Here is a 23179-nt window from a genome sequence, read left to right as displayed (position 1 = left end):
TAATGAATTAAGTTCATTTTGTAATTCATCTGCTAAATTACGTAACCCATCAGTATCCAGATCTTCTAGCTCTTCAATTATTACTGGTAAGTCATCTTTTAGATATTCTAGTTTATCTGTTAAATCCTCGGATTTAAAATCGGCTAATTTATCTTTTAGTGATTTTATTTCTCTTTGTAATCTTTTTTGTTCAGAAAATAGGTTATCAATTTTTTCTGGCACTTCTTCTGGATTACTTTTAAGTCTATCTGCAGAATTTTGAAGAATTTCATCTCTTTTTAAAATATAATTATAAGTATTCATACCTGTAACAGCTTCTATTCTTCTAATTCCAGCTGCTATACCACTTTCTGTAACAATTTTAAATAACCCTATTTCTCCTGTGAAATTCACATGGGTTCCACCACATAATTCAACAGTATATTCTCCCATTTTTACTACTCGAACCTGTTTACCATATTTTTCATTAAATAAAGCGACTGCTCCCATATCTTTAGCTTTATCAATTGTAGTTTCAAGTGTTTTTACTGCAAGATTTTCCATTATTTTTTTATTTACCTTTTTTTCAATTAAATTTATTTCTTCTTTTGAAAGCGCGGAAAAATGATTAAAATCAAATCTCAATTTATCTTCTGTAACCAGTGAACCAGATTGATTTACATGTTCGCCTAAAACTTCTTTTAGAGCACGATGTAATAAATGAGTAGCAGAGTGATTTCTGGCAGTTGCTTTTCTTTTATCACTATATACTTCAGCAAATACCTTTTGACCTTCTTTTAAAATACCTTTTTCAACTTTTACATAGTGAGAAAATAATTCAGCTTTTTCCTGAGCATCATAAACTTCTGCCTTATTATCAGAACTGATTATTACACCATTATCTCCAACCTGACCTCCACTTTCGGTATAAAAAGGAGTTCTATCTAAAATAATTTCTCCCTCTTCATTTTTTTCTAAACTATTTACTCTTTCCCCTTCTTTTACTATACCAATTATTTTTGCTTCATTTTTTAAATTTCTATAACCAGTAAATTCATTTTTTTCATTTTCTTCTTTTATTTCATTATAAACCTTTAATTTTTCTTCAGCAAAAACAGTATCTTTCCTTGCTTCCCTTGCTCTTTCTTTTTGCTTTTTCATTTCTTTTTTAAAACCTTTTTCATCAACTTCAAAATCATATTCACTAAGTTCATCCTGAGTTAAATCTAAAGGAAATCCATAAGTATCATAGAGTTTAAATGCATTTTTACCTGAAAGTACTTTTTGGCCATTTTCTTTCATTTCAGCTATCATTTCATTTAAAATATCTAAACCCTGATCAAGAGTTTTAAGGAACCTTTCTTCTTCAGCTTTAATTATTTTCTGAATATGCCCTACTTTTTCTTCCAAATTTCCATAAAAACCACCCATTATTTCATTCACTACAGGTACAATCTTATATAAAAACGGCTTATCATAATTTAATTTACCACCAAAACGCACTGCTCTTCTTATTAAGCGTCTTAGCACATACCCTCTTCCTTCATTGGAAGGAATAGCTCCATCTGCTATAGCCATTGTAACAGACCTTATATGATCTGCTATAACTCTATATGATGTCTTGATTTCATCTGATTTTTTATAAGAAATATCAGTATCATTTTCTAACCATTCAATAATTGGATATAATAAATCAGTTTCAAAGTTAGAATCAACTCCCTGTAATACAGAAGCAACTCTTTCTAAACCCATTCCTGTATCTATATTTTTTTCAGGAAGATTTTTATATTCTCCCTTTTCAGTATAATTATATTGGGTAAAAACTAAATTCCAAATCTCTAAAAACCTTTGTTCCTCTTCTTCAATTTTTCCAGTACCACTACCATATTCTTCTCCGCGATCATAATGTATTTCTGAACAAGGCCCACAGGGACCGGTTCCTATTTGCCAAAAATTTTCTTTTTTTCCCATTCTTATTATTTTTTCTTTAGGAATTCCTATTTCATTATTCCATATATCAAAAGCTTCATCATCTTCTTCATAAATAGTAATCAACAAACGATCCTCATCCAGTTCTAATACTTCTGTGACAAATTCCCAGCTCCATCTGATAGCTTCTTCTTTAAAATAGTCACCAAAAGAAAAATTACCTAACATTTCAAAAAATGTTTGATGTCTTTTAGTTTTACCAACATTCTCTATATCATTTGTTCTTATACATTTTTGACAGGTGGCAACTCTATTTTTAGGAGGTGTTTTTTCTCCTGAAAAAAATGGCTTTAATGGAGCCATACCTGCATTTATAAAAAGCAAACTTGGATCATTTTGAGGTACTAAAGGAGCACTATCCATTATTTTATGCTTCTTTTTCTTGAAAAAATTTAAAAATGCTTTTCTTAATTCATTTCCTGTCATTTCTTGCATATTATCCCCTCTCATATTAAGAAGTGTTTATTCCACCAACTTAATTTTCGCATATCTTCTTTTACCAATTTTTACAATCATATCATCTTTAATTTCTAAATCAAGATTTATCTTATCATATCTATCTCCATCTATATAAACTGCACCCTGTTTTATCATTCTTCGGGCCTGACTATTACTATCAACATGGCCTGTTGCTGCTACTAACTTAACAATCCAGTATTTACCATCCTCTAATTTATCTTTTTCAATTTCTACTACTGGTATATCATCAGGTAACTCACCCTCAGAAAATACTTTTTCAAATTCCTGAGCTGCAGTTTTAGCGTCTTCAGTACTATGATATTCACTTACAATTTCTTTGGCCAATCTTTTCTTTAATTTCATAGGGTTAACTTCATCATTATTAAGTTTTTCTTTAATTTCCTCTATTTCAGATAATGATATTTCTGTAAGCAATTTAAAATATCGAACTATTAGATCATCTGGAACTGACATTACTTTACCATACATTTCAGTTGGGCTGTCATAAATACCTATGTAATTATCCAGACTCTTACTCATTTTATTTACTCCATCAAGTCCTTCTAATAAAGGCATCATCATTATTACCTGTGGTTTTTGGCCATATTCTTTTTGTAATTTGCGACCAACTAATAAATTAAATCTCTGGTCAGTACCACCTAATTCAATATCTGCTTCAATTGCTACTGAATCATATCCCTGCATTAATGGATAGAAAAATTCGTGAATACTAATTGGCTGGTTATTATCATAACGATTGGAAAAATCTTCTCTTTCTAACATACGAGCAACTGTATATTTTGATGATAAATCAATAATATCTTCCAAATCTAATTTGCTTAACCATTCTCCGTTAAAAACAAGATTGGTTTTTTCCTCATCAAGTATTTTGGAAAATTGCTCCTGATATGTTTGGGCATTTTCTTTAATCTCTGCATCAGTAAGTTGTTTTCTAGTTTTTGATTTACCTGTTGGATCACCAATTTTTCCTGTAAAATCACCAATAATAAGATAAACTTCATGACCTAAATCTTGAAATTGTTTTAGTTTACGAAGTACTACCGTATGTCCTAAGTGGATATCTGGAGCTGTAGGATCTAAACCTAATTTTACTTTAAGTGGTTCATTATTTTCTTCTGCTTTTTTTAATTTTTCCTTCAATTCTTCTTCTGAAATCAAATCACTAACTCCACGAGTTAATATTTTCATCTGTTCATTAATATTCATTTATATTCACCTGAAAATCTCAGGCTTTTCACCTCCTATAGTTATTTCTAAAGTTGTAATTAATTATAACAGATTGATTTTATCCATACAAGGGGGTATAATAACATTATAATTTATGATATAATATTTGACGGAAGGTGATTTTTAAATGAATTTTACAAAAAAGCAATATATATTAGCATTTATAATATTATTATTAGCCCTAATTTCTGGAATTACTATTGGTGCTTTAAGCTGGATCATTCAAAGCACACCAGAAATCACAGATTATAAAGGTTCAACTGAATCTACTCAAATATATAGTGCAAATGGTGAGCTTTTAACAAGATTATACAAAGAGAACAGAGTATATGTTCCTATCGAAAAAATTCCTAATGATTTAAAAAATGCTATTGTCTCAATTGAAGATAGTAGTTTTTATCAACATCATGGTATTGATTTTTGGGGAATCCCAAGAGCTTTAATTACAAATATTAAAGCCGGACAAATTGTACAGGGATTCAGTACAATTACTATGCAGTTAGCTGAAAATGCTTTATTTACCCAACAGGAAAGAACTTATTACAGAAAAATTCAAGAAATATATTTAGCTTTACAATTTGAAAGACTTTACACAAAACCCGAAATTCTTGAAATGTATTTAAATGAAATTTTTATGGGCCATAGTGCTTATGGTGTTCAAATAGCAGCACATCAATATTTTGGAAAAGATATTTCAGAACTTACTTTAAGTCAATCTGCTTTATTAGCAGGATTACCAAAAGCTCCTAATTATTATTCACCTTTAAGAAATCCAGAAGCTGCAAAAGAAAGAAGAAATATAGTATTAAATAGAATGAATGAATTAGGTTATATTAATAATAATGAGCTTAAACAGGCTAAAACAGCTGATCTTAATTTAAAACCTGAAGATCCTAAACAGGAAGACTTTGCTCCTTACTTCATTCGATATGTTAGAGATGAATTAATAGATAAATTTGGAGCTCAAATGGTATATAGTGGCGGTCTTAAAGTTTATACTACTTTAAACACTAATATGCAAAAAAAAGCTGAAGATAGTGTAAAAAATGCCCTGGGTAACTATATTCCAACAGTAAAAAGAAATAATAATGAACAACTCCAACCTCAGCTTTCTATTTTGTCATTAAATCCTAAAACTGGAGCAATTGAAGCTATGATAGGCGGAAGAGGAAAAAATGATCAGTTCAATAGAGCTACTCAAGCAATAAGACAACCTGGATCAGCTTTTAAACCATTTGTATATACAACTGCTATTAAAAATAATTATTCCACTTCTTCTCTTATCAATGACATGCCAATGATAGCTGCAGAAGAAAAAGGGGAAGATAAAAAAATATGGCCTAAAAACTTTCAGGATCAATATAGAGGCTATGTCAATTTGAGAACAGCTTTAACTCACTCTATAAATGTTGCTTCAGTAAAATTATTAAGAGAAGTTGGAGTAAATGAAACAATTAAAACTGCAGAAAATATGGGCATTTCTACTTTTACTCCTTCTGACAATTTAGAAACTCATCTTTCTTTAGCTTTAGGAGGATTAACTAATGGAGTAAAACCTTTAGAAATTTCAAATGCTTATGGGATCCTTGCAAATCGTGGTATCAAAGTAGAACCCTATGCAATAAAGGAAGTATTAAATAAAAATAATCAAATAATATATGAAAAGAAACCTCAAAAGAAAGTAGTCTTATCTGAAGAAACAAGTTATATCATGACAGACATGTTACAATCTGTAGTCAAAAATGGTACCGGTTGGAGAGCAAATTTCGGAAGACCTATTGCAGGTAAAACTGGAACAACAAATAATTATACTGATGCCTGGTTTGTGGGATACACTCCTGAATTAGTAACTACAGTCTGGATAGGTGAAGATTCTCCTAAAAAAATGGTTTATGATCAAAAAGATTCAAATGGAAACTACATTTATCCTGAAGGAAATGGACCAAGAACTGTATCCAGTTCAGAAGCAGTAATGCTTTGGAGAGAATATATGGAAAAAGTGATGAAAAATAAACCTGTAAAAGATTTTAATGAACCAGAAGAAATTTATCATCGCAATATTGATCCAATAACAGGTTTGCTAGCAAATCAATATACTCCAAATGTAGAGGAAGAAATTTTTAGAAAGGAAAACATTCCTTCTAAAACTGATGATCTTCACGGACCAGTAGAAACAGTTAGAATAGATACAAAAAGTGGTAAATTAGCTACAAATAATTGTCCTAATGAAAATATTGCTGAATATAAATACATTAAAGAAAGTGGTATTAGAATAGGTGCCACCCAAATAAAATTTGAAGAGTTAGTTAAAGATAAAACTAATACTGAAAATAGTGAATTTGAAAAAATTGAAGGAACTTATCTAGTTGATAAGGGAGAACCAGTACAAAAAATAGATCCGGAAACTGGAGTTCCTTTAACAAATAGTAAAGGGCAGGTTCTTTATGAGAAAAAACCTACCCAGGTTTGTCCTTTACATAATGAATCAGAAAATAATGTTTTAGACTATATACGTGGTATATGGGGAAATGGAGATTAATAATCTTAGTTTCCTAGAGTAACAATAGTTGCACCACTACCACCCTCTTTTTGTTTTCCTAATCTAAAGGAAGCAACATGGGGGTGGTTTTCTAACTTTTCATGAACTGCTTTTCTTAAAGCTCCAGTCCCTTTTCCATGAATAATTTCAATACTTTTATAACCAGCTAAAAATGCATCATCAAGGTATTTATCCACTTTTTGTTGAGCATCTACATATCTTTTTCCTCTAAGATCTAATTTTTGAGATACATTTTCGGATTTTTTAACTTTATATTTTTTGACAGTGTCTTTATTTTTGTCTTTATTTTCCTTTACTTTTGTTAAATTTTCAAGTCCAACTTTTATCTTCATGGCCCCTGCCTGAACTGTCGCTTCATTTTGCTCTTTATCTAACATTTTAATATTCCCTTTTTTACCCAAACTCATTACTCTAACTCTATCTCCTTCTTCAAAATCTTCATCTATTTCTTTATTTTGATCATTTCTTAGATTTTTTTCATATTTTTCATCCACTTCTTTTAATTTCTCATTAGCTTTAGTTGCCATTCTGTCAATTTCTGGCCGGGATTGATACTGTTTATCTTTTAAATCTTTTATTATTCTTTTACTTTCTTTTTTAGCTTCTTTTATAATACTTTCTGCTTTTTCATAAGCATCATTCACTATTTCTTCTTTTTTCGTTTTAACCTCTTTTAATTTTTGTTCATATTCATTTTTGATTTTATCCACTTTTTCTTTTTCTATTTGAAGATCATTTTTCAATTTGCGATATTTTTTTCTGTGTGAATTAAGATCACTAATAATATTCTCAACTTCAAGATCTCCCTCATCACTTAACTCTTTTGCTTTATTTATTAAATCTTCAGGCATCCCTAATCTTAAAGCTATTTCAAAAGCATTACTTCCACCAGGGATTCCCATAATTAATCTATAAGTAGGACTTAAAGTTTCTATATCAAATTCTACTGAAGCATTTTCTACATTTTCGGTAGAAAAGGCATAACTTTTTAACTGACTATAGTGAGTAGTAGCAACAGTAGTTACTTCATTTGATTTTAGTTTTTCTAAGACAGCTATACCTAAAGCTGCACCTTCTCTAGGGTCTGTTCCTACCCCCAATTCATCAAGTAATACTAATGAATCATCACTGGCTTCACTTAAATATTTTTTTATTTTGTTCATATGTGAAGAAAAAGTACTTAAATTCTGCTCAATACTCTGTTCATCACCAATATCCGCATAGATCTTATTAAATAGAGAAATTACAGTTCCTCGTTCAGCCGGTATATGGATACCTGCTGAAGCCATCAATGTGAATAGTCCAATAGTTTTTAAAGTTACAGTTTTACCACCAGTATTGGGACCTGTAATTACTAACGTATTAAAATCTTTTCCAACTTCTACATCAATTGGAACCGGATCTTCTTTTAATAAAGGGTGTCTTCCCTGTTTTATTTCAATAACACCATTTTTGTTTAAATCAGGAGCTACTCCTCCAATTTTTTCACTATAGCGAGCTCTCGCAAAAGCTACATCTAAAATAGAAGCAATTTGCATATTTTCTTTAATTAACTCTGCTCTTTTTTTAATTTGTTCAGTAAGAACCTGTAAAATATAATAAATTTCAGCTTCTTCTTCTGACTTTAATTCTCTTAATTTATTATTCTTTTTTACAACTGACATAGGTTCCATAAAAATTGTCATCCCACTTGAAGACTGATCATGAACAATACCGGAAAAGGAACCTCTATATTCTTTTTTGACTGGCACAACATATCTATTTTCTCGCCTAGTCACAATATTGTCCTGTAACATATCACTATATTTTTGACTCTTAATAATTTTTTCCAGATTACTTCTTATTTCATCTTCAACTTTTTCCATATTTTTTCTAATGGATTTTAGTTTTGAACTTGCACTATCTTTAATTTCTCCAAATTCATTTATAGTTTTTGATATTTTATCTTCTAAATTTCTAGTTATTTTTATGTTTAAACCTTTTTCGGTAATTAATTTATATTCATTTTTAACTAATTCAGGATCACTTTCTTCAATAATATTAGTAAAATAATTTTTTATATTTCTAAAACCTCTAATAGTAGTTTGTACTTTTCCTATTTCATCAGTTGTTAATACAATATCTTTATTTGTTTTCTTTAAGATTTTTCTCAGATCACGAATTCCACCAAAGGGAGGGCGACCATATTCATCTAATATTTTTTTAGAAGCTGTAACTTCTTCTAAACTTTCTTCTACATAAGAAATATCACTAACTGGATTTATATTTTTTACTATTTCTTTTCCAAGACTTGTGGCTGTATAATCTTTAAGTTCATTAATTATTTTTTTATATTCTAGAACTTCTATAGTATGTTTATCCATATCATTCACCTCAATTTTTTTCAGTTCGATTTAAATAATTTTTTATTTCTTTATAATTCATTGTATTTAAGATACTCTCTTTTTCTAACCATCCTCTTCTGGCAACACTAACACCTAATTTCATATTATATAATTGTTTTAGATGATGAGCATCTGTATTAATAACCATTTTTACACCTTTTTGGGCAGCTTTTCGAGCTGATTTTGCATCTAAATCCAGTCTATCGGGAGAAGCATTAATTTCAAGGCAGGTATTTGTTTTCCCAGCAAAAGAAATAACTTTGTCCAGATTTACCTGATAAGCTTTTCTTTTTGCTAAAAGCCGACCCTGAGGATGACCAATAATATCTACTATAGGATTTTTCATAGCAGTTATTATTCTGTTAGTTATTTCTTCTTCATTTTGATTAAAACCAGTATGAATCGAAGCTATTACAATATCAAATTTATTTAAAATTTCATCTTCATAATCTAAACTACCATCTCTTAATATATCAACTTCTATACCCTGCAATATTTTAATATCCGAATATTTTTTATTTAAAATATTTATTTCTTCTCTTTGTTCTTTAATATCTTTTTTAGATAATCCATTAGCTACTTTTAGAGATTTTGAATGATCACTAAAAGCAATATATTCATATCCTAATTCAAGTGCTTTTTCTGTCATATCAGCCATTGAAAAAGCTCCATCACTATATTTACTATGAATATGAAGGTCTCCTTTAATTTCATTATAATTAATAACATCAGGAAGTTCTGATTTCAAGGCAGCTTCAATTTCTCCTAAATCTTCTCTTAATTCTGGGATTATTAAGTCCAGACCTAATTGATTATATAATTCCTTTTCACTTTCAATATTAATCCTATTAAATTCACCATTGTCTTTTATTTTAAATAATCCATATTCATTTAATTTATAATTATTATCTTTAGCAATCTGTCTTATTTTAACATTATGTTCTTTAGAACCGGTAAAATATTGTAATGCAGGAAATTTATTTTCAGGAGAAACAAATCTAAAATCTACCCTTATTTTTTCTTTGGTATAAATACTTAATTTTTTACTACCTTTATCAATTATTACATCTGAAAAGTCTAAATTTGTTATCAATTCTCCTGCTTTATCAGGAAAATTTGTTAAAACTAAAATATCTATATCTCCTATTAATTCAGTTTTTCTTCTTAGGCTTCCTGCTAACTTTAATTCATTTATTATTTTTTCATTTTTATTTTTATTTATTTGATTAATTATTTCTTCAGCTTTTCTTTCTGCCTCATCTAATAATATTAAATCTTTATATTCTTTATACTCATTAAGAGCTTTTAATAATTTTTCTTCTATTTTTTTACCAAAACCTCTTATTTCTCTAACTTCTCCATTTTTAAGTGCTTTTTTTAAATCTGAAATATCTGAAATTTCAAGTTCATTAAATAATTTGTTGGCTCTTTTGGGACCCAAACCTGGAATTTCAACCATTTCTATAACTCCTGCTGGTAATTCATTTTTTATTTCTTCCAGAGCAGGAGAAAATCCTTTTTCAAAAATTTCATTTATTTCACCTGCTATACCTTTACCAACACCTTTAATATCCTGTAATTTATCTTCTTTGACTAATTGTGAAATATCCTGATTTATGTTTGTAATTTTACGAGATATATTTTGATATGCTCTAATTTTATATTTATTTTCACCTTTTATTTCTAATAATTTTGCAAGTTCATCTAAAATCTTTGAAAGTTCTTTATTACTAAATTCATACATATAATCACCTTCTTATAATTTCTTATCTCTTAAAAAAAAGCCATGATAATCATGGCTTTCTAAAAAAATTTTCCAGGCTATTTTGTATTTTCGGAGTCATATCCAAAAAATACTTTGCTATAATAGAATTATCAACAAAACTTCTTACTTTTGTATAAGGTATTTGATTAATAAATAAAATTAACAAATATAAAATTAATACACCTTTCACCAAACCTAAAAATGCTCCCATTAATTGATCTAAAGATTTCAAAAATAATAAATCAAGTATATTTTTCAAACCTTCAGCTAAAAGATGAATTAATACATTCAATATGATAAATATCAAAGAAAAGGAAATAAATTCTAATAAACGTTCAGGTATATCAAAATAAGGAACTAATAAAACCTCTACTTCAGGATAAAATCTAATTGCAAAATAAAATGAAATAATTATCCCTAAAATAACACTGATTTGTTCAATAAACCCATCTTTATATCCATTAATTATAAATAACAAAAATAATAATACTAATATTAGGTCTAATGCATTTAAACTAGTCAATTAATCTACCTCCTCCAGGAGGGTAAGTAATTCTTCATTTTCTTCTTCTACTTCTTCTAATTGATTTTCTTTTCTCTTTAATTTCTTTTGTAACTCTTCTATTTCTTCTTTTAAATCATAATTCTTGCTTTTTAAATTTTTAATCTTATCATTTTTTTCATAATACTCTTCTCTTAATTTATAAAATTCATCGGCCATGTTAATCATAGTAAGACCTAGAAGCCTTCTCCGGGGAAGACTCGGATAGGCTCTAATAATTTCAGTTCCTACACTGTTAATATAATCAGCCAATTCTTTGACATATTCTTCTGATACATCACCTACAATAAGCTGTTCTTCACCAAGAATTTTAACTGAAAATTTCTCCTGATTATCCTTATTTTTAAATCTCTTATTAGAAGACATAATATACATCCCCCGGCTTAAAATTATTTTACTTATATAATAAATAATTCATTGTAAATTAAAATTATCCTGCTTCTAGGTTAAATAATATATTTACTTACCTCTAATTTCAGCACCTACTTCTTCTGTTAAATCTTCTAAAATATTATTAAATACTTCATTTACTTCCTCATCTCTAAGTGTACGTTCAGTTGATCTAAACTTCAAATTAAAAGCCAAACTTTTCTTTCCTACAGCAATTTGATCTCCTTCATATAAATCAAAAAGATCTATATCTTCTAATAATGACCCTCCAGCGATTTTCATTATTTTTTCTATTTCTGAAACTGGAACGTCTTTATCTAAAACAATAGCTAAATCGCGATTTACAGCTGGAAATTTAGGTAATGGTTGATAATTATTTTTCTTTTCTTTAATTTTCTCTAGCATTTTATCAAAATTAAGTTCAAAAATAGTAGTACCTTCTACTAAATCATATTCATCAATTACTTCATAGTTCAGTTCTCCAATAAATCCAATTTTTTCTTTTCCACTTTTGATTAATGCTGTTCTACCTGGATGTAAAAAATTCTTCTCTTCTTTTTCATATTGAACTTCAATATTCAAACGTTGAAATAATTCTTCTAAAACACCTTTTAGATAAAAGAAATCAGGAGCACTATTATTCCAACTCTTAATATCTATCCCCATACTTCCACCTGTAATCATTTTTTCTTCAAAAGGTCTTTTGTTTTTGCCTGTATTTTTATAAATTCTACCTATTTCAAAAACTGCCATATTAGATAATTGTCTTTTGTTGTTATTAGAAAGTACTTCTACTGTACCAGGAATTAGTGTAGTTCTCATAATTTCAAAAGCTTTATTTAGTGGATTTTTTATTTTTACCCAATTTCTTAAATCATCTTCATTATTTATTTGTAATTTATCATAAGCTTTTTTATCCATTAAACTAAAAGTTTTTATTTCATTAAGTCCACCAGCAGTCAAAATGTCTTTAATTTTAATTTGAATTTTTTGTTTTTCTGTTCGATGTCCCTGTTGACGACGTTCAGGGGTTGTAGTTGGTATATTATTATAACCATACATTCTGGCTACTTCTTCAATTAAATCAGCTTTTTGTTCTACATCTGTTCTATAAGATGGAACTTTTACTTTTAATAAACCACTATTCTCATATATTTCTACATTGAATTCCAGATTTTTAAGCATATTTTTTATCTGATCATTGCTTAAAGATAAACCAAGAATTTTGTTAACTCTTTCTGATTCTAATTCAATAACTTTTTCTTGATAGGGCTCAGGATACTTATCAATAACACCTTTTACTATTTTCCCATCAGCATATTCCTGCATCAAATAAGCTGCTCGATTACTGGCTTCAACTACTCTTTCAATATCAATTTCTCTTTCAAATCTATGTGATGCTTCACTATGTATACCAAAATCAGAAGAAGTTTTTCTTATATTCAAAGGATCAAAATAGGCAGATTCCAGGAATATATTTTTAGTTTTTTCAGTTACTTCACTAACTTTTCCACCCATTACACCTGCTAAACCAAGTATTTTTTCTTCATCTGTAATTAATAATGTATTCTCATTTAAATTTCTTTTTTCATCATCTAATGTTATTAATTCTTCATCTTTATTAGCTCTTCTTACAATTACAGTATTTTGGGCAATTTTATCATAATCAAAAGCATGTAAAGGTTGATTATATTCAAGTAAAACATAATTTGTAATATCAACTATATTATTAATTGGTCTAATTCCAGCTGCTTTTAATCTGTTCTGCATCCATTTTGGAGAAGGCTTAATTGTTACATCTTTTATTATTTTTCCTGTATACCTGGGACATAAATCTTTATCATCAACTTTAATATTAACATAATCTTTTACATTTTCTTCTGTTTCCTTAATGTCAATCTCTGGAAATTTAACCTCTTTTTCTCCAGCAAGCATTGCCTTTATTTCTCGAGCTATTCCCAGCATTCCAAGGCAACGAGCATAATTAGGTGTTAAATCAAGTTTATAGACATAATCATTAAGTCCATATTCATTTATAAATTTATTTCCAACTTCTAATTCATCATCAAGTACCATTATTCCACTTTGTCTTTCTTCAACTAAACCTAATTCATCTTTAGAACAAATCATACCTGCTGAAACTTTTCCTCTTAATTCACTTTCTTCGATTTCAAGACCTGTAGGTAAAGTAACTCCACTTTTTGCAACAGGAACTTTAATTCCTTCTTTAACATTTGGAGCTCCGGTAATAAGTTGTAATTCTTCTTTACCAACATCTACATTACATATTACTAATTTATCTGCATTAGGATGTTCTTTTACCTCTAATACTTTTCCAACAATAATCTCTTCTAGATCTTGTCCTAAAAAATTCATTTCCTCTACTTCAAGACCGGCCATAGTAAGTTTTTTAGATAATTTTTCAGGACTATATGGAAAATCTATATATGTTTTTAACCAATTATAAGATATTTTCATTGATAATTACACTCCTTTTTAAATTAAAATTGTTCTAAAAATCTTGCATCATTTTCAAAAAGTAATCTTATATCATCTATACCATATTTTAACATAGCTATTCGATCCCAGCCCATTCCAAATGCAAAACCACTATAAACATTAGGATCTATACCAGACATTTTTAATACATTAGGGTGAACCATACCAGAACCCATTACTTCTAGCCATCCTGTATTAGAACACAAGCTACAACCTTCTCCTTCACAAACTACACATGAAACATCAACTTCTGCACTTGGTTCAGTAAATGGAAAATAACTGGGTCTAAATCTAATTTCTCTATTTTCTCCATATAATTTTTTTACTATTGTTTCAATACTTCCTTTAAGATCACTAAAAGATATATCTTTATCAATAACAAGACCTTCGACCTGATGAAAGTTTGGAGAATGTGAAGCATCTAATTCATCTGAACGATAAACTCGTCCAGGAGCTATCATTCGTATTGGTAAACGTTCTTTTTCCATAGTACGCACCTGAACTGGAGAAGTATGAGTTCTAAGTAAAAAATTGTCATCAATATAAAAAGTATCCTGAAGATCTCTGGCTGGGTGTCCTTCAGGTATATTTAATGCTTTAAAATTATAATATTCACTTTCAATCTCAGGTCCTTCTTCAATTGTAAAACCAAGACCAATAAATACATCTTCAACTTCACGCATTACCTTTGTTAAGATATGTTGATGTCCCATTTTTTGTTTTATTCCGGGCAGAGTTACATCAATTCTTTCTTCTTCAATTTTTTCTTTTTTTCTTTTTTCTGCAAGATCTTTTTTCTTATCCTCTATGTAATTCTCTATTTTATTTTTTAAAATATTAGTTTCTTTACCAACAACAGGCTTTTTTTCATCTTTTATTTCAGACATTTTATTAAATATTTTTTGAATCTCACCTTTTTTTCCTAAATATTTAACTCTTAAATCTTCTAATTCATCTAAATCTTTGACATCTGAAAATTCATTTTTCACTTTTTCTTCAAGTTCTCTAATTCTCTCTAATATATCCATTTATTTATACCTCCAAGATCAAATGTTTTTTTGAAGTTTTTTGACAAAATCAAACACATCATATTATTTTTATTTTAACATAAGGAAAAAATATAATCAATTAATAATAAAACTCTCGTCATAGTGACGAGAGGTGGGAAAATATGTTTAATAATTTTTGTTTTTTTCTATTTTATTATCTGAAAAAAAATGTTTATAGGCTAAATAGAATTTTATAGATCCTGTTTTTTCAAATAGTTTCCAAAAGAAAAAAGAATCAACAGTCATAAGCCACACCCCTTTAAGAGATGTAATATTTTAAAAATTTTGATTTCTAATTAAAATTATATCACAACAATTTATTTTAAACAAGTATTTGAATAGGTCTCAAAGCTATTAGCCATAATTAATTTCATACATTAAAATTCCGGCAGCCATTGCAGCATTAATTGACTCAATATTATTATTTAATGGAATTTTAATTTTTTTATCAGCCTTTTCTAATAATTCACTTCTAATACCATTTCCTTCATTACCAATCACCAGAATATTTTTATCATTATATTCAACTTGATCATAAAACAGCTCAGTATTTACATCAGCACATATTAATTTATAATCTGAAAAATCTTCTTTTAATATATTTTCAAAATTATTGTAATCAATTTTATTTATAAAAGGTATATTAAATATTGCACCTGCAGTAGCTCTTAATACTTTCAGATTATAGATATCTACAGTACCTTTAAGAGAAATTATCCCTCCAAAACCAGCTGCAGCAGCTGTTCTTATAATAGTTCCTAAGTTACCAGGATCCTGTATTCGATCAAGGACTAGAATGTTTTTATTTTTATTTATAATTTGAGTAATATTAGAATCCATCTCATAAACCACTGCAATAATACCTTGAGGATTTATAGTATCTGATATCTTATTTAATAATTCTTCAGTAATTAAAATGCTGATATTATTCAAGCCATTATTTGCTATCAATTCCTCATATTCTTTACTTTCTGTAAAAGATTTTGTCACAAATATATAATCAAATTTTGCTCCTGATTCATAAGCATGTTTTATCAATCTATATCCTTCTAAAACAAACTTACCTTCTTTCTTTCTTTTAGAACTATTATATAATTTTTTTAAATATTTAATCTTATCATTTTTATTTGAGCTTATAATGTCTTTCATTAAATATCACTCTCCCAAAAGAAAAAACCTGGGTTATTGAAATTCCCAGGTCAATTATAATCATTATTATAAATTTTCTTTAGCAATATCAACTAAATCATTAAATGCATCTTTATCATTAACTGCAAGTTCTGCTAACATTTTTCTGTTTATTTCAATATCAGCTTGCTTTAAGCCATTAATAAAACGACTATAAGAAAGACCTTCCTGTCTTGCTGCTGCATTTATTCTTGTAATCCATAATCTTCTAAAATTACGTTTTTTATTGCGGCGATCACGATAAGCATATTGTAATGACTTCATAACTGCCTGATTAGCAGGTCTAAACAATTTACTTCTTGAGCCGAAAAAACCTTTAGCCAGTTTAAGAACTTTCTTTCTTCTTTTTCTGGCTTTATTTCCTCTTTTTACACGTGGCATTCTAATTCTCCCCTTTCATAAAATGATTTCCTTATTCCCTGGATAATATATTATTATAATCCTAAAAGTTCATTAATAATTTTATAAATTAGTAGATTTATATTCTATTAAATAGTTTTTTATTTATATGGTATTAGTTGTTTATATCTTTTTTCATATGTCTTATTAAGAATTTTTTCTTTGCGAAGATGTCTCTTTCTTTTACTTTTCTTTTTAGTCTGAAAGTGGTTTGAAAAACCTTTATTTACCTTAAGTTTACCATTACCAGTTTTTTTAACTCTTTTGGCAATACCTTTATGAGTTTTAATCTTAGGCATCAAAATCCCTCCTCAAATTTATTTATCACTATCTGGAGTTATAAACATCATCATATCTCGGCCTTCCATATTAGGTCCTTTTTCTACAGTACCAAGTTCTTTAGTACCTTCTTTTAATCTATCCATAAGATCATATCCTAATTCTTTATGCATCATTTCTCGTCCTCTAAATTTAATTCTTACTTTTACTTTATCTTTATCATTTAAAAAACGACGAGCCTGTTTAAGCTTAACATTAAAATCATGATCTTCGATTTTAACTCCCATTTGAACTTCTTTAACATTCATTACATTCTGATTCTTTTTAGCTTCTTTCTCTTTTTTAGCCTGTTCATACTTATATTTACCATAATCCATTATTTTACAAACAGGTGGTTTAGCCTGAGGGGCTACCTCAACAAGGTCAAAACCTCTTTCTTCAGCTGTTTTCAAAGCCTCTTTAAAAGATTTAATACCAATTTGTTCTCCTTCAGAGTCAACCAAACGTACCTTATTTGCTCTTATCTGTCGATTTACTCTTAAATCGTCCGCGATTTTTATGCACCTCCTAAGTATATTTAAAACAAAATAAGTGGCTGGAATAATATCCACCCACTCTCAAACAGTTAGTTTATTCTACCACTTAGAAAAGGGACAATAAAATTACCCATACTTTGCCCTCCTTAAAACAGTAGAATAAAAAAACTAACTATTAACCAATAATCTTATTATTGGTGAGAAGCAGGTACTTCTACTTTATTTTCCTTTTTGAGTATACCATAGTACCTGCTCCCTGTCAAATTTAATTACTCATAATCTTTTACAACTTTATTTTCTACTTCTTTGTTAATTTTTTCTTTGAACTCATCAATACCCAGGGTACCAATATCTCCTTCTCTTCTTTCTCTAACAGAAACAGTGTTATCTTCTACCTCATTATCACCTACAATTAACATATAGGGAACCTGTTCTACCTGAGCCTCTCTAATTTTATAACCTAAGTTTTCATCACGTCCATCAATTTCAACTCTTATCTCATCTTCCTCTAGTTCTTTTCTTATTTTAAGCGCATAATCTAATTGGTCTTCTGATATTGGAATAACTTTGACCTGGACTGGAGCTAACCATGTTGGAAAAGCACCAGCAAAATGTTCAATTAAAATTCCTATAAATCTTTCCATTGCTCCCATCACAGTTCTATGAATCATAACCGGACGGTGTTCTTCACCATCAGAACCAATATAAGTTAAATCAAATCTTTCTGGCATTTGAAAATCTAATTGAATAGTAGCACACTGCCAGGTTCTTCCCAAACTATCTTCAAGATGCACATCAATTTTAGGGCCGTAAAAAGCACCATCTCCTTCATTAATTTCATAATCTATACTCTGATCTTCTAAAGCTTTCTTAAGTGAATTAGTGGCCTTATCCCAATCTTCAATTTCACCCATATAATCTTCAGGCCTTGTACTTAACTCAACATGATAATTAAAACCAAATAACTCATAAAATTCATCAACTAATTTTAATACATTAATTAACTCATCAGTCACCTGTTCCTGCAACATATAAATATGAGCATCATCTTGAGTAAAAGAACGTACTCTCATCAAACCATGAAGAGTACCAGAAAGTTCATGACGGTGTACTAAACCTAACTCTGCTAATCTCAATGGGAAGTCTCGATAACTATGCATTTTATCTTTATAAACTAAAACTCCACCTGGACAATTCATAGGCTTAATGGAATATTCTTCCTCATCAATTTCTGTCATATACATATTTTCTTTATAATGATCCCAGTGACCGGATTTTTTCCATAATTCTTTATTTAAAATTATAGGAGTTTTAATTTCTTTATAACCATAATCTTTATGTTTTGATCTCCATACTTTTAAAAGCTGATTCCAAATTTCCATTCCTTTAGGATGAAAAAATGCAAAACCTGGCCCCTCTTCATGCATACTAAAGAGATCAAGTTCTTTTCCTAACTTACGATGATCTCTCTTTTTAGCTTCTTCTCTTCTTTTAATATATTTATCTAACTCTTTTTTTGTATCAAAAGCTGTACCATAAATTCTTTGTAACATTTTATTATTTTCATCTCCACGCCAATAAGCACCAGCAATATTCAATAATTCATAAGCATTAATCATGCCTGTGGATGGTAAGTGAGGGCCTCTACAAAGATCAATAAATTCACCCTGTTCATAAAAACTTATATATTCATCTTCAAACTCTTTTATTAATTCTACTTTGTATTCTTCACCCTTGTTTTTCATAAATTCTATGGCTTCGTCTTTTGACATAACTTTTCTTTTAATCTCATAATCTTCATCAATAATATTTTGCATTTCATCTTCAATTTTTTCTAAGTCTTCAGGTGAAAATCGATATTCAAGATCCAGATCATAGTAAAATCCATCATCTATTGTTGGTCCAATAGCCAACTTTACATTATCATAAAGACGTTTTACGGCCTGAGCCATAACATGTGAAGCAGTATGACGTAGGATATCCAGACCTTTTTCAGAATCTCTTGTTATAATTGCTAATTCTACATCATTTTTTATTTCATAAGAAGTATCGACATCTTTTCCATCAACTGTTCCACCAACAGCATCCTTACCCAACCTTTTACCAATATCATAAGCTACCTCAGAAACAGTAATACCTGAATCATATTTTCTTTCTGAACCATCAGGTAAAGTTATTTTCACTTTACTCATTCTAAAATTCCTCCTTTTATATTTAAAATATATTAATATCAATTAAAAAAAGTCCTGACATCTCATAAGAGACGGACAGGACCGCGTTTCCACTCTAGTTGGCAAAAAATACCCACTTAAAAAGATAACGGATTAACCGGACAAAATTACTTACTATAATTTTAAGCTTTCACTTTGTCAACTCCAGGGTGGTCTTCAGTTATTTTAACTAACAGTGCTTTCAGCCAGAGACACCATTCTCTAAATAGCTTAAATAACCTACTTTCCCTTTCTTCGCATTAGAATATTAAGTTATAGTAATTATAATATTTTCTATTATGGTTGTCAAGAATTTATTTTTTAGTTAAGAAGCTTTAAAGTTATATACTGGTTTCAATACTTCAATTATTTCAACAGTCTCACTTATAGAATTTAATATTTCTTTGGAGTTTTTATAAGCAAAAGGAGCTTCATCTAAAGTTTTTTTACTCACAGATGTACTAAATACATTTTTCATAGAATTTTTATAATTTTCAAGAGATATTTCTTTTTTAGCCTGAGTTCTAGACATAATTCTCCCTGCACCATGAGGAGCAGAAAAATTCCAATCTTCATTTCCTTTTCCTCTAGCTAATATACTTCCATCTCTCATATTAAGAGGTATTAATACCATTTCCCCTTTATGAGCAGATATAGCACCTTTACGTATTATTTTATCTTTAAAATCAATATAATTATGTCTTGTTTGAAAAGATCTTAAATCCTTTATATTCAATCCAAAAAATTCAAGTATCCTTTCAGCAATTAATCTTCTATTTTCATTAGCATATTTTTGAGCTACTTTCATATCCGTATAATAATTTTTTGCCAATTCACCTTCTAAAAATGACTGATTTTTATTCAAATTATATTCAATGATTTTTTCATCATTTATTTCTTTAAGTTTATTTTTACAATAATTTATAGCTTTATTTTGATGATAATTACATACCTGCAAACCAAAATTACGTGATCCCGTATGGATTACAAGATATTTTTCATTATTTTTAGACTCATTTATTTCTATAAAGTGATTTCCTCCCCCTAAAGAACCTACACCTCTTAACTGCTTTCTATAATCTAAATTCATTTTTTGAGATATTGTTTTTATGTTTTCTTTTAATTCTTGATCAATTTTATTACTTATTTTTTTATTTTTTTTAAATCCATGAGGAATATTATGTTTTATAAAATTATCTAATTTATTAAAATCTATATTAAAATTTCCTAATTCTACTGTATACATACCACAATTAATATCTACTCCAACTGCATTGGGAATAATTCTGTCTTCTAGAGTAGAAGTAAATCCAATTACACTTCCTTTACCTTTATGATAATCAGGCATAATTCTTATTTTGGATTTTTTATAAGCAGCATTATTACATATATTAGTAATTTGATTAACAGCATTTTTTTCTTTTTCAAAAGAAAAAACTTTAGCAGTAGCATATCTCCCTTTTACTTCAAAAAAATTATTGATTTTACTCATAATAATTCCACCTTTTTTATTTCTCTTATATTAATTATATCATTATTATTGCAATAACTAAAACTTAATATTGAGTATTTTTAATCAAAATTTAATTTTATTTTAAAGACTATTTAATCTAAACATTATATACTATAATTAGAAAAGAGGAAATAAGATTACTTTATTTCCCCTCATTTCTCTTCCTCCTCTTAATATAGATTGTAAATGTTAATAATTTATTAGTATATGATTTAAGGCCCTGATTTAAAATATCAGGGCCTTAAATTTTTGTTATTCATTATTTTTTAAATTAAAATATTCAGGATCTTTTCTTTCTGATTGACTGACAACTACTCCTTTAGATGTTACAGAAATATCTATTCTATATCCATCTTTAGTCCATAAACAATATTTTTCTTTGTTTATTATTCCTCTTCCAACATCATAGTCGATATCTTTCCATTTAATATTTTTTTTAGTTCCAGCCAGAGTTTTTCTTAAAGAATCAACTTGCTTTTTGGTAATAGGTTTAGTTTTCATAATAAATCACCACCATCTCTAAAAAAATTATAGGGACGGCCCAATCAATTGAACCGTCCCCTTTTAAAATTATTATATTTTAAATAATTATTTTACTTCAGTAACACCTGTTACTTCTCCACCTTCTGCAATAGAGAAGCTTGATTTATATTCTTCATTTTCAAAATAAACATTACCGACAACAACAGCATCATCGATAGTAAATCCATTTGCCTGTACATATACATCTCCTACAAAGTGACCACCCTGAAACTTAGTATTAGGACTTTTAACAGTAAACTGAGGAGCAATCACAGTATATCTTTCTGTAACATTGTAATTGTCATCTTGACTATAAGGTCCTACTTTACGGTATACATCATTACTTGAGTCACCTTTATCATGGAAAGTACCTTCGATTAATAATTCAGAATTAAATTGCATATCTGTTGTTGGACAAATAATCCATGTTCCATCTTCACCCATTGCCTTTTCAATAGCTGCAGGATTATTAGTAATTGAAGCAGCTGATACTAAATCAACATCTGATTGTACTTTAGCTTCACCTGTTATTCTTCCACCAGATTCAACACTTGCACTAGACTTATACTCTTCATTTTCATAGTACACATTACCGACAACAATAGCATCATCAATAGTAAATCCATTTGCCTGTACATATACATCTCCTACAAAATAACCGCCCTGAAATTTAGTGTTAGGACTTTTAACAGTAAACTGAGGAGCAGAAACAGTATACCTTTCAGTTATATTATGATTATCATCCTGACCATAAGGACCTACTTTACGGTATACATCATTACTGGAGTCACCTTTATCATGAAAAGTACCTTCAATTACTAATTCAGAATTAAAATGCATATCAGTTGTTGGACAAATAATCCAGGTTCCATCTTCACCCATTGCCTTTTCAATAGCAGCAGCATTACTGGAAATAGAAGCTGCTGAAACTAAGTCAACATCCTGTGCATTCACCTGATTTCCTGAATAACCTACAAAAATTGCTAAAGTTAATACTAAAATCATACTAAAACTTAATAACTTTTTCATTTTTTTTATTCCTCCCTTTAAATTATAATTTCTTTTTTAAATTATTTTTTTTACTCAATTAACATTTTTGTTTTTTATTTAACTTATCCCTCCTTTAAAAGATTTTCAATAAAACTTTGTTACTTTTTTAACTAAATATATTGTGATTACTATAACTATTCTATAATAATTCTGATTTTCCTGCTAATGATTAGTAATTTCCTTTGTTTTTTTTGAAAACTTACCGGTTCTGAAAATATGATTATTATTTTTGTTAATTTTATTGGATTTATAATTTGAATTAAACAATTAAAATAGGAAAAGATTTTTCTGAAAGGAATAAATTTTTATTTTTTGTTTTCTACTATAATAATATTAAAAAAACAAAAAAATTTCAAGGAAGTTTTTTTAATAAACCCCCCTGAAATCTCTAATAATTTAATAAACTGCTATTTATTTTGCTTTATCATCTTTCTTTTCCTTATCAGAAAAGAGAACTTTCTCCACATTAATTATAACTAAAAGGTCATTATCATAATTTACTACACCTTCTATAAAGTCTTCCTTTAGACCTCTTCTGCTGTCTGTCATCTCTTCTATATTATCTACATTAAGGGTTACTACCTCTCTTACATTATCT

General features: G+C 28.6%; 18 protein-coding genes and 1 other annotated feature. Of the genes, 1 reads left to right on the top strand and 17 read right to left on the bottom strand.

What is annotated here, in order from left to right; genetic code table 11:
- Positions 1–2403: alanine--tRNA ligase (gene alaS / locus VJ881_00175; GenBank protein HKL74459.1), on the bottom strand; the 2403-nt coding region annotated here is incomplete at its 3' end.
- Positions 2404–2430: 27 nt separating this feature from the next.
- Positions 2431–3654 carry a tyrosine--tRNA ligase gene (tyrS, locus tag VJ881_00170; GenBank protein HKL74458.1) on the bottom strand — a complete coding sequence of 408 codons (1224 nt, stop codon included), beginning with the start codon at positions 3652–3654 and terminating at the stop codon, positions 2431–2433.
- Positions 3655–3802: 148 nt separating this feature from the next.
- Here tyrS and VJ881_00165 point away from each other — a divergent pair, with 148 nt between their 5' ends.
- On the top strand, positions 3803–6214 hold the full coding sequence (locus VJ881_00165; protein ID HKL74457.1) for a PBP1A family penicillin-binding protein: 2412 nt from the start codon (positions 3803–3805) through the stop codon (positions 6212–6214).
- A 5-nt stretch (positions 6215–6219) separates the two neighbouring features.
- On the opposite strand, the gene VJ881_00160 is transcribed toward VJ881_00165, so the two are convergent.
- The 15 genes from VJ881_00160 to VJ881_00090 all read right to left on the bottom strand — a co-directional run.
- Complete coding sequence (locus VJ881_00160) at positions 6220–8598, bottom strand: endonuclease MutS2 (GenBank protein HKL74456.1); 2379 nt, start codon at positions 8596–8598, stop codon at positions 6220–6222.
- Positions 8599–8608: 10 nt separating this feature from the next.
- On the bottom strand, positions 8609–10363 hold the full coding sequence (gene polX / locus VJ881_00155; protein HKL74455.1) for a DNA polymerase/3'-5' exonuclease PolX: 1755 nt from the start codon (positions 10361–10363) through the stop codon (positions 8609–8611).
- 49 nt (positions 10364–10412) lie between these two features.
- Positions 10413–10907, bottom strand: coding sequence for a CvpA family protein (locus VJ881_00150; protein HKL74454.1), 495 nt, complete (start codon positions 10905–10907; stop codon positions 10413–10415).
- Positions 10908–11312 carry a cell division protein ZapA gene (locus VJ881_00145; protein HKL74453.1) on the bottom strand — a complete coding sequence of 135 codons (405 nt, stop codon included), beginning with the start codon at positions 11310–11312 and terminating at the stop codon, positions 10908–10910. It abuts the gene before it with no gap.
- 93 nt (positions 11313–11405) lie between these two features.
- Entirely contained in the window at positions 11406–13814 is a 2409-nt protein-coding gene (pheT, locus tag VJ881_00140) for a phenylalanine--tRNA ligase subunit beta (GenBank protein ID HKL74452.1), read from the bottom strand.
- Between the two features lie 23 nt (positions 13815–13837).
- Positions 13838–14863, bottom strand: coding sequence for a phenylalanine--tRNA ligase subunit alpha (gene pheS, locus VJ881_00135; GenBank protein ID HKL74451.1), 1026 nt, complete (start codon positions 14861–14863; stop codon positions 13838–13840).
- A gap of 375 nt (positions 14864–15238) precedes the next feature.
- Entirely contained in the window at positions 15239–16033 is a 795-nt protein-coding gene (locus VJ881_00130; protein ID HKL74450.1) for an RNA methyltransferase, read from the bottom strand.
- A 66-nt stretch (positions 16034–16099) separates the two neighbouring features.
- Positions 16100–16453 carry a 50S ribosomal protein L20 gene (rplT, locus tag VJ881_00125; protein HKL74449.1) on the bottom strand — a complete coding sequence of 118 codons (354 nt, stop codon included), beginning with the start codon at positions 16451–16453 and terminating at the stop codon, positions 16100–16102.
- Between the two features lie 119 nt (positions 16454–16572).
- On the bottom strand, positions 16573–16770 hold the full coding sequence (rpmI, locus tag VJ881_00120) for a 50S ribosomal protein L35 (GenBank protein HKL74448.1): 198 nt from the start codon (positions 16768–16770) through the stop codon (positions 16573–16575).
- An 18-nt stretch (positions 16771–16788) separates the two neighbouring features.
- Positions 16789–17304 carry a translation initiation factor IF-3 gene (gene infC / locus VJ881_00115; protein HKL74447.1) on the bottom strand — a complete coding sequence of 172 codons (516 nt, stop codon included), beginning with the start codon at positions 17302–17304 and terminating at the stop codon, positions 16789–16791.
- A 251-nt stretch (positions 17305–17555) separates the two neighbouring features.
- The gene (thrS, locus tag VJ881_00110; GenBank protein HKL74446.1) at positions 17556–19478 is read right to left on the bottom strand and encodes a threonine--tRNA ligase; all 1923 of its coding nucleotides are present in this window, start codon (positions 19476–19478) and stop codon (positions 17556–17558) included.
- Between the two features lie 64 nt (positions 19479–19542).
- Positions 19543–19761 (bottom strand) — a binding site (T-box leader).
- Between the two features lie 60 nt (positions 19762–19821).
- Positions 19822–20988 (bottom strand): RtcB family protein, encoded by a 1167-nt coding sequence (locus VJ881_00105; protein HKL74445.1) that lies wholly within the window; start codon positions 20986–20988, stop codon positions 19822–19824.
- A 273-nt stretch (positions 20989–21261) separates the two neighbouring features.
- Positions 21262–21510, bottom strand: coding sequence for a hypothetical protein (locus tag VJ881_00100; protein ID HKL74444.1), 249 nt, complete (start codon positions 21508–21510; stop codon positions 21262–21264).
- A gap of 87 nt (positions 21511–21597) precedes the next feature.
- On the bottom strand, positions 21598–22560 hold the full coding sequence (locus tag VJ881_00095; protein HKL74443.1) for a hypothetical protein: 963 nt from the start codon (positions 22558–22560) through the stop codon (positions 21598–21600).
- A gap of 432 nt (positions 22561–22992) precedes the next feature.
- A partial coding sequence (locus VJ881_00090; protein HKL74442.1) for a hypothetical protein occupies positions 22993–23179 on the bottom strand: 187 nt, incomplete at its 5' end.

The sequence above is a fragment of the Halanaerobiales bacterium genome (assembly GCA_035270125.1).
Classification (GTDB): domain Bacteria; phylum Bacillota; class Halanaerobiia; order Halanaerobiales; family DATFIM01; genus DATFIM01.
This window is presented reverse-complemented; position numbering and strand designations above follow the sequence as displayed.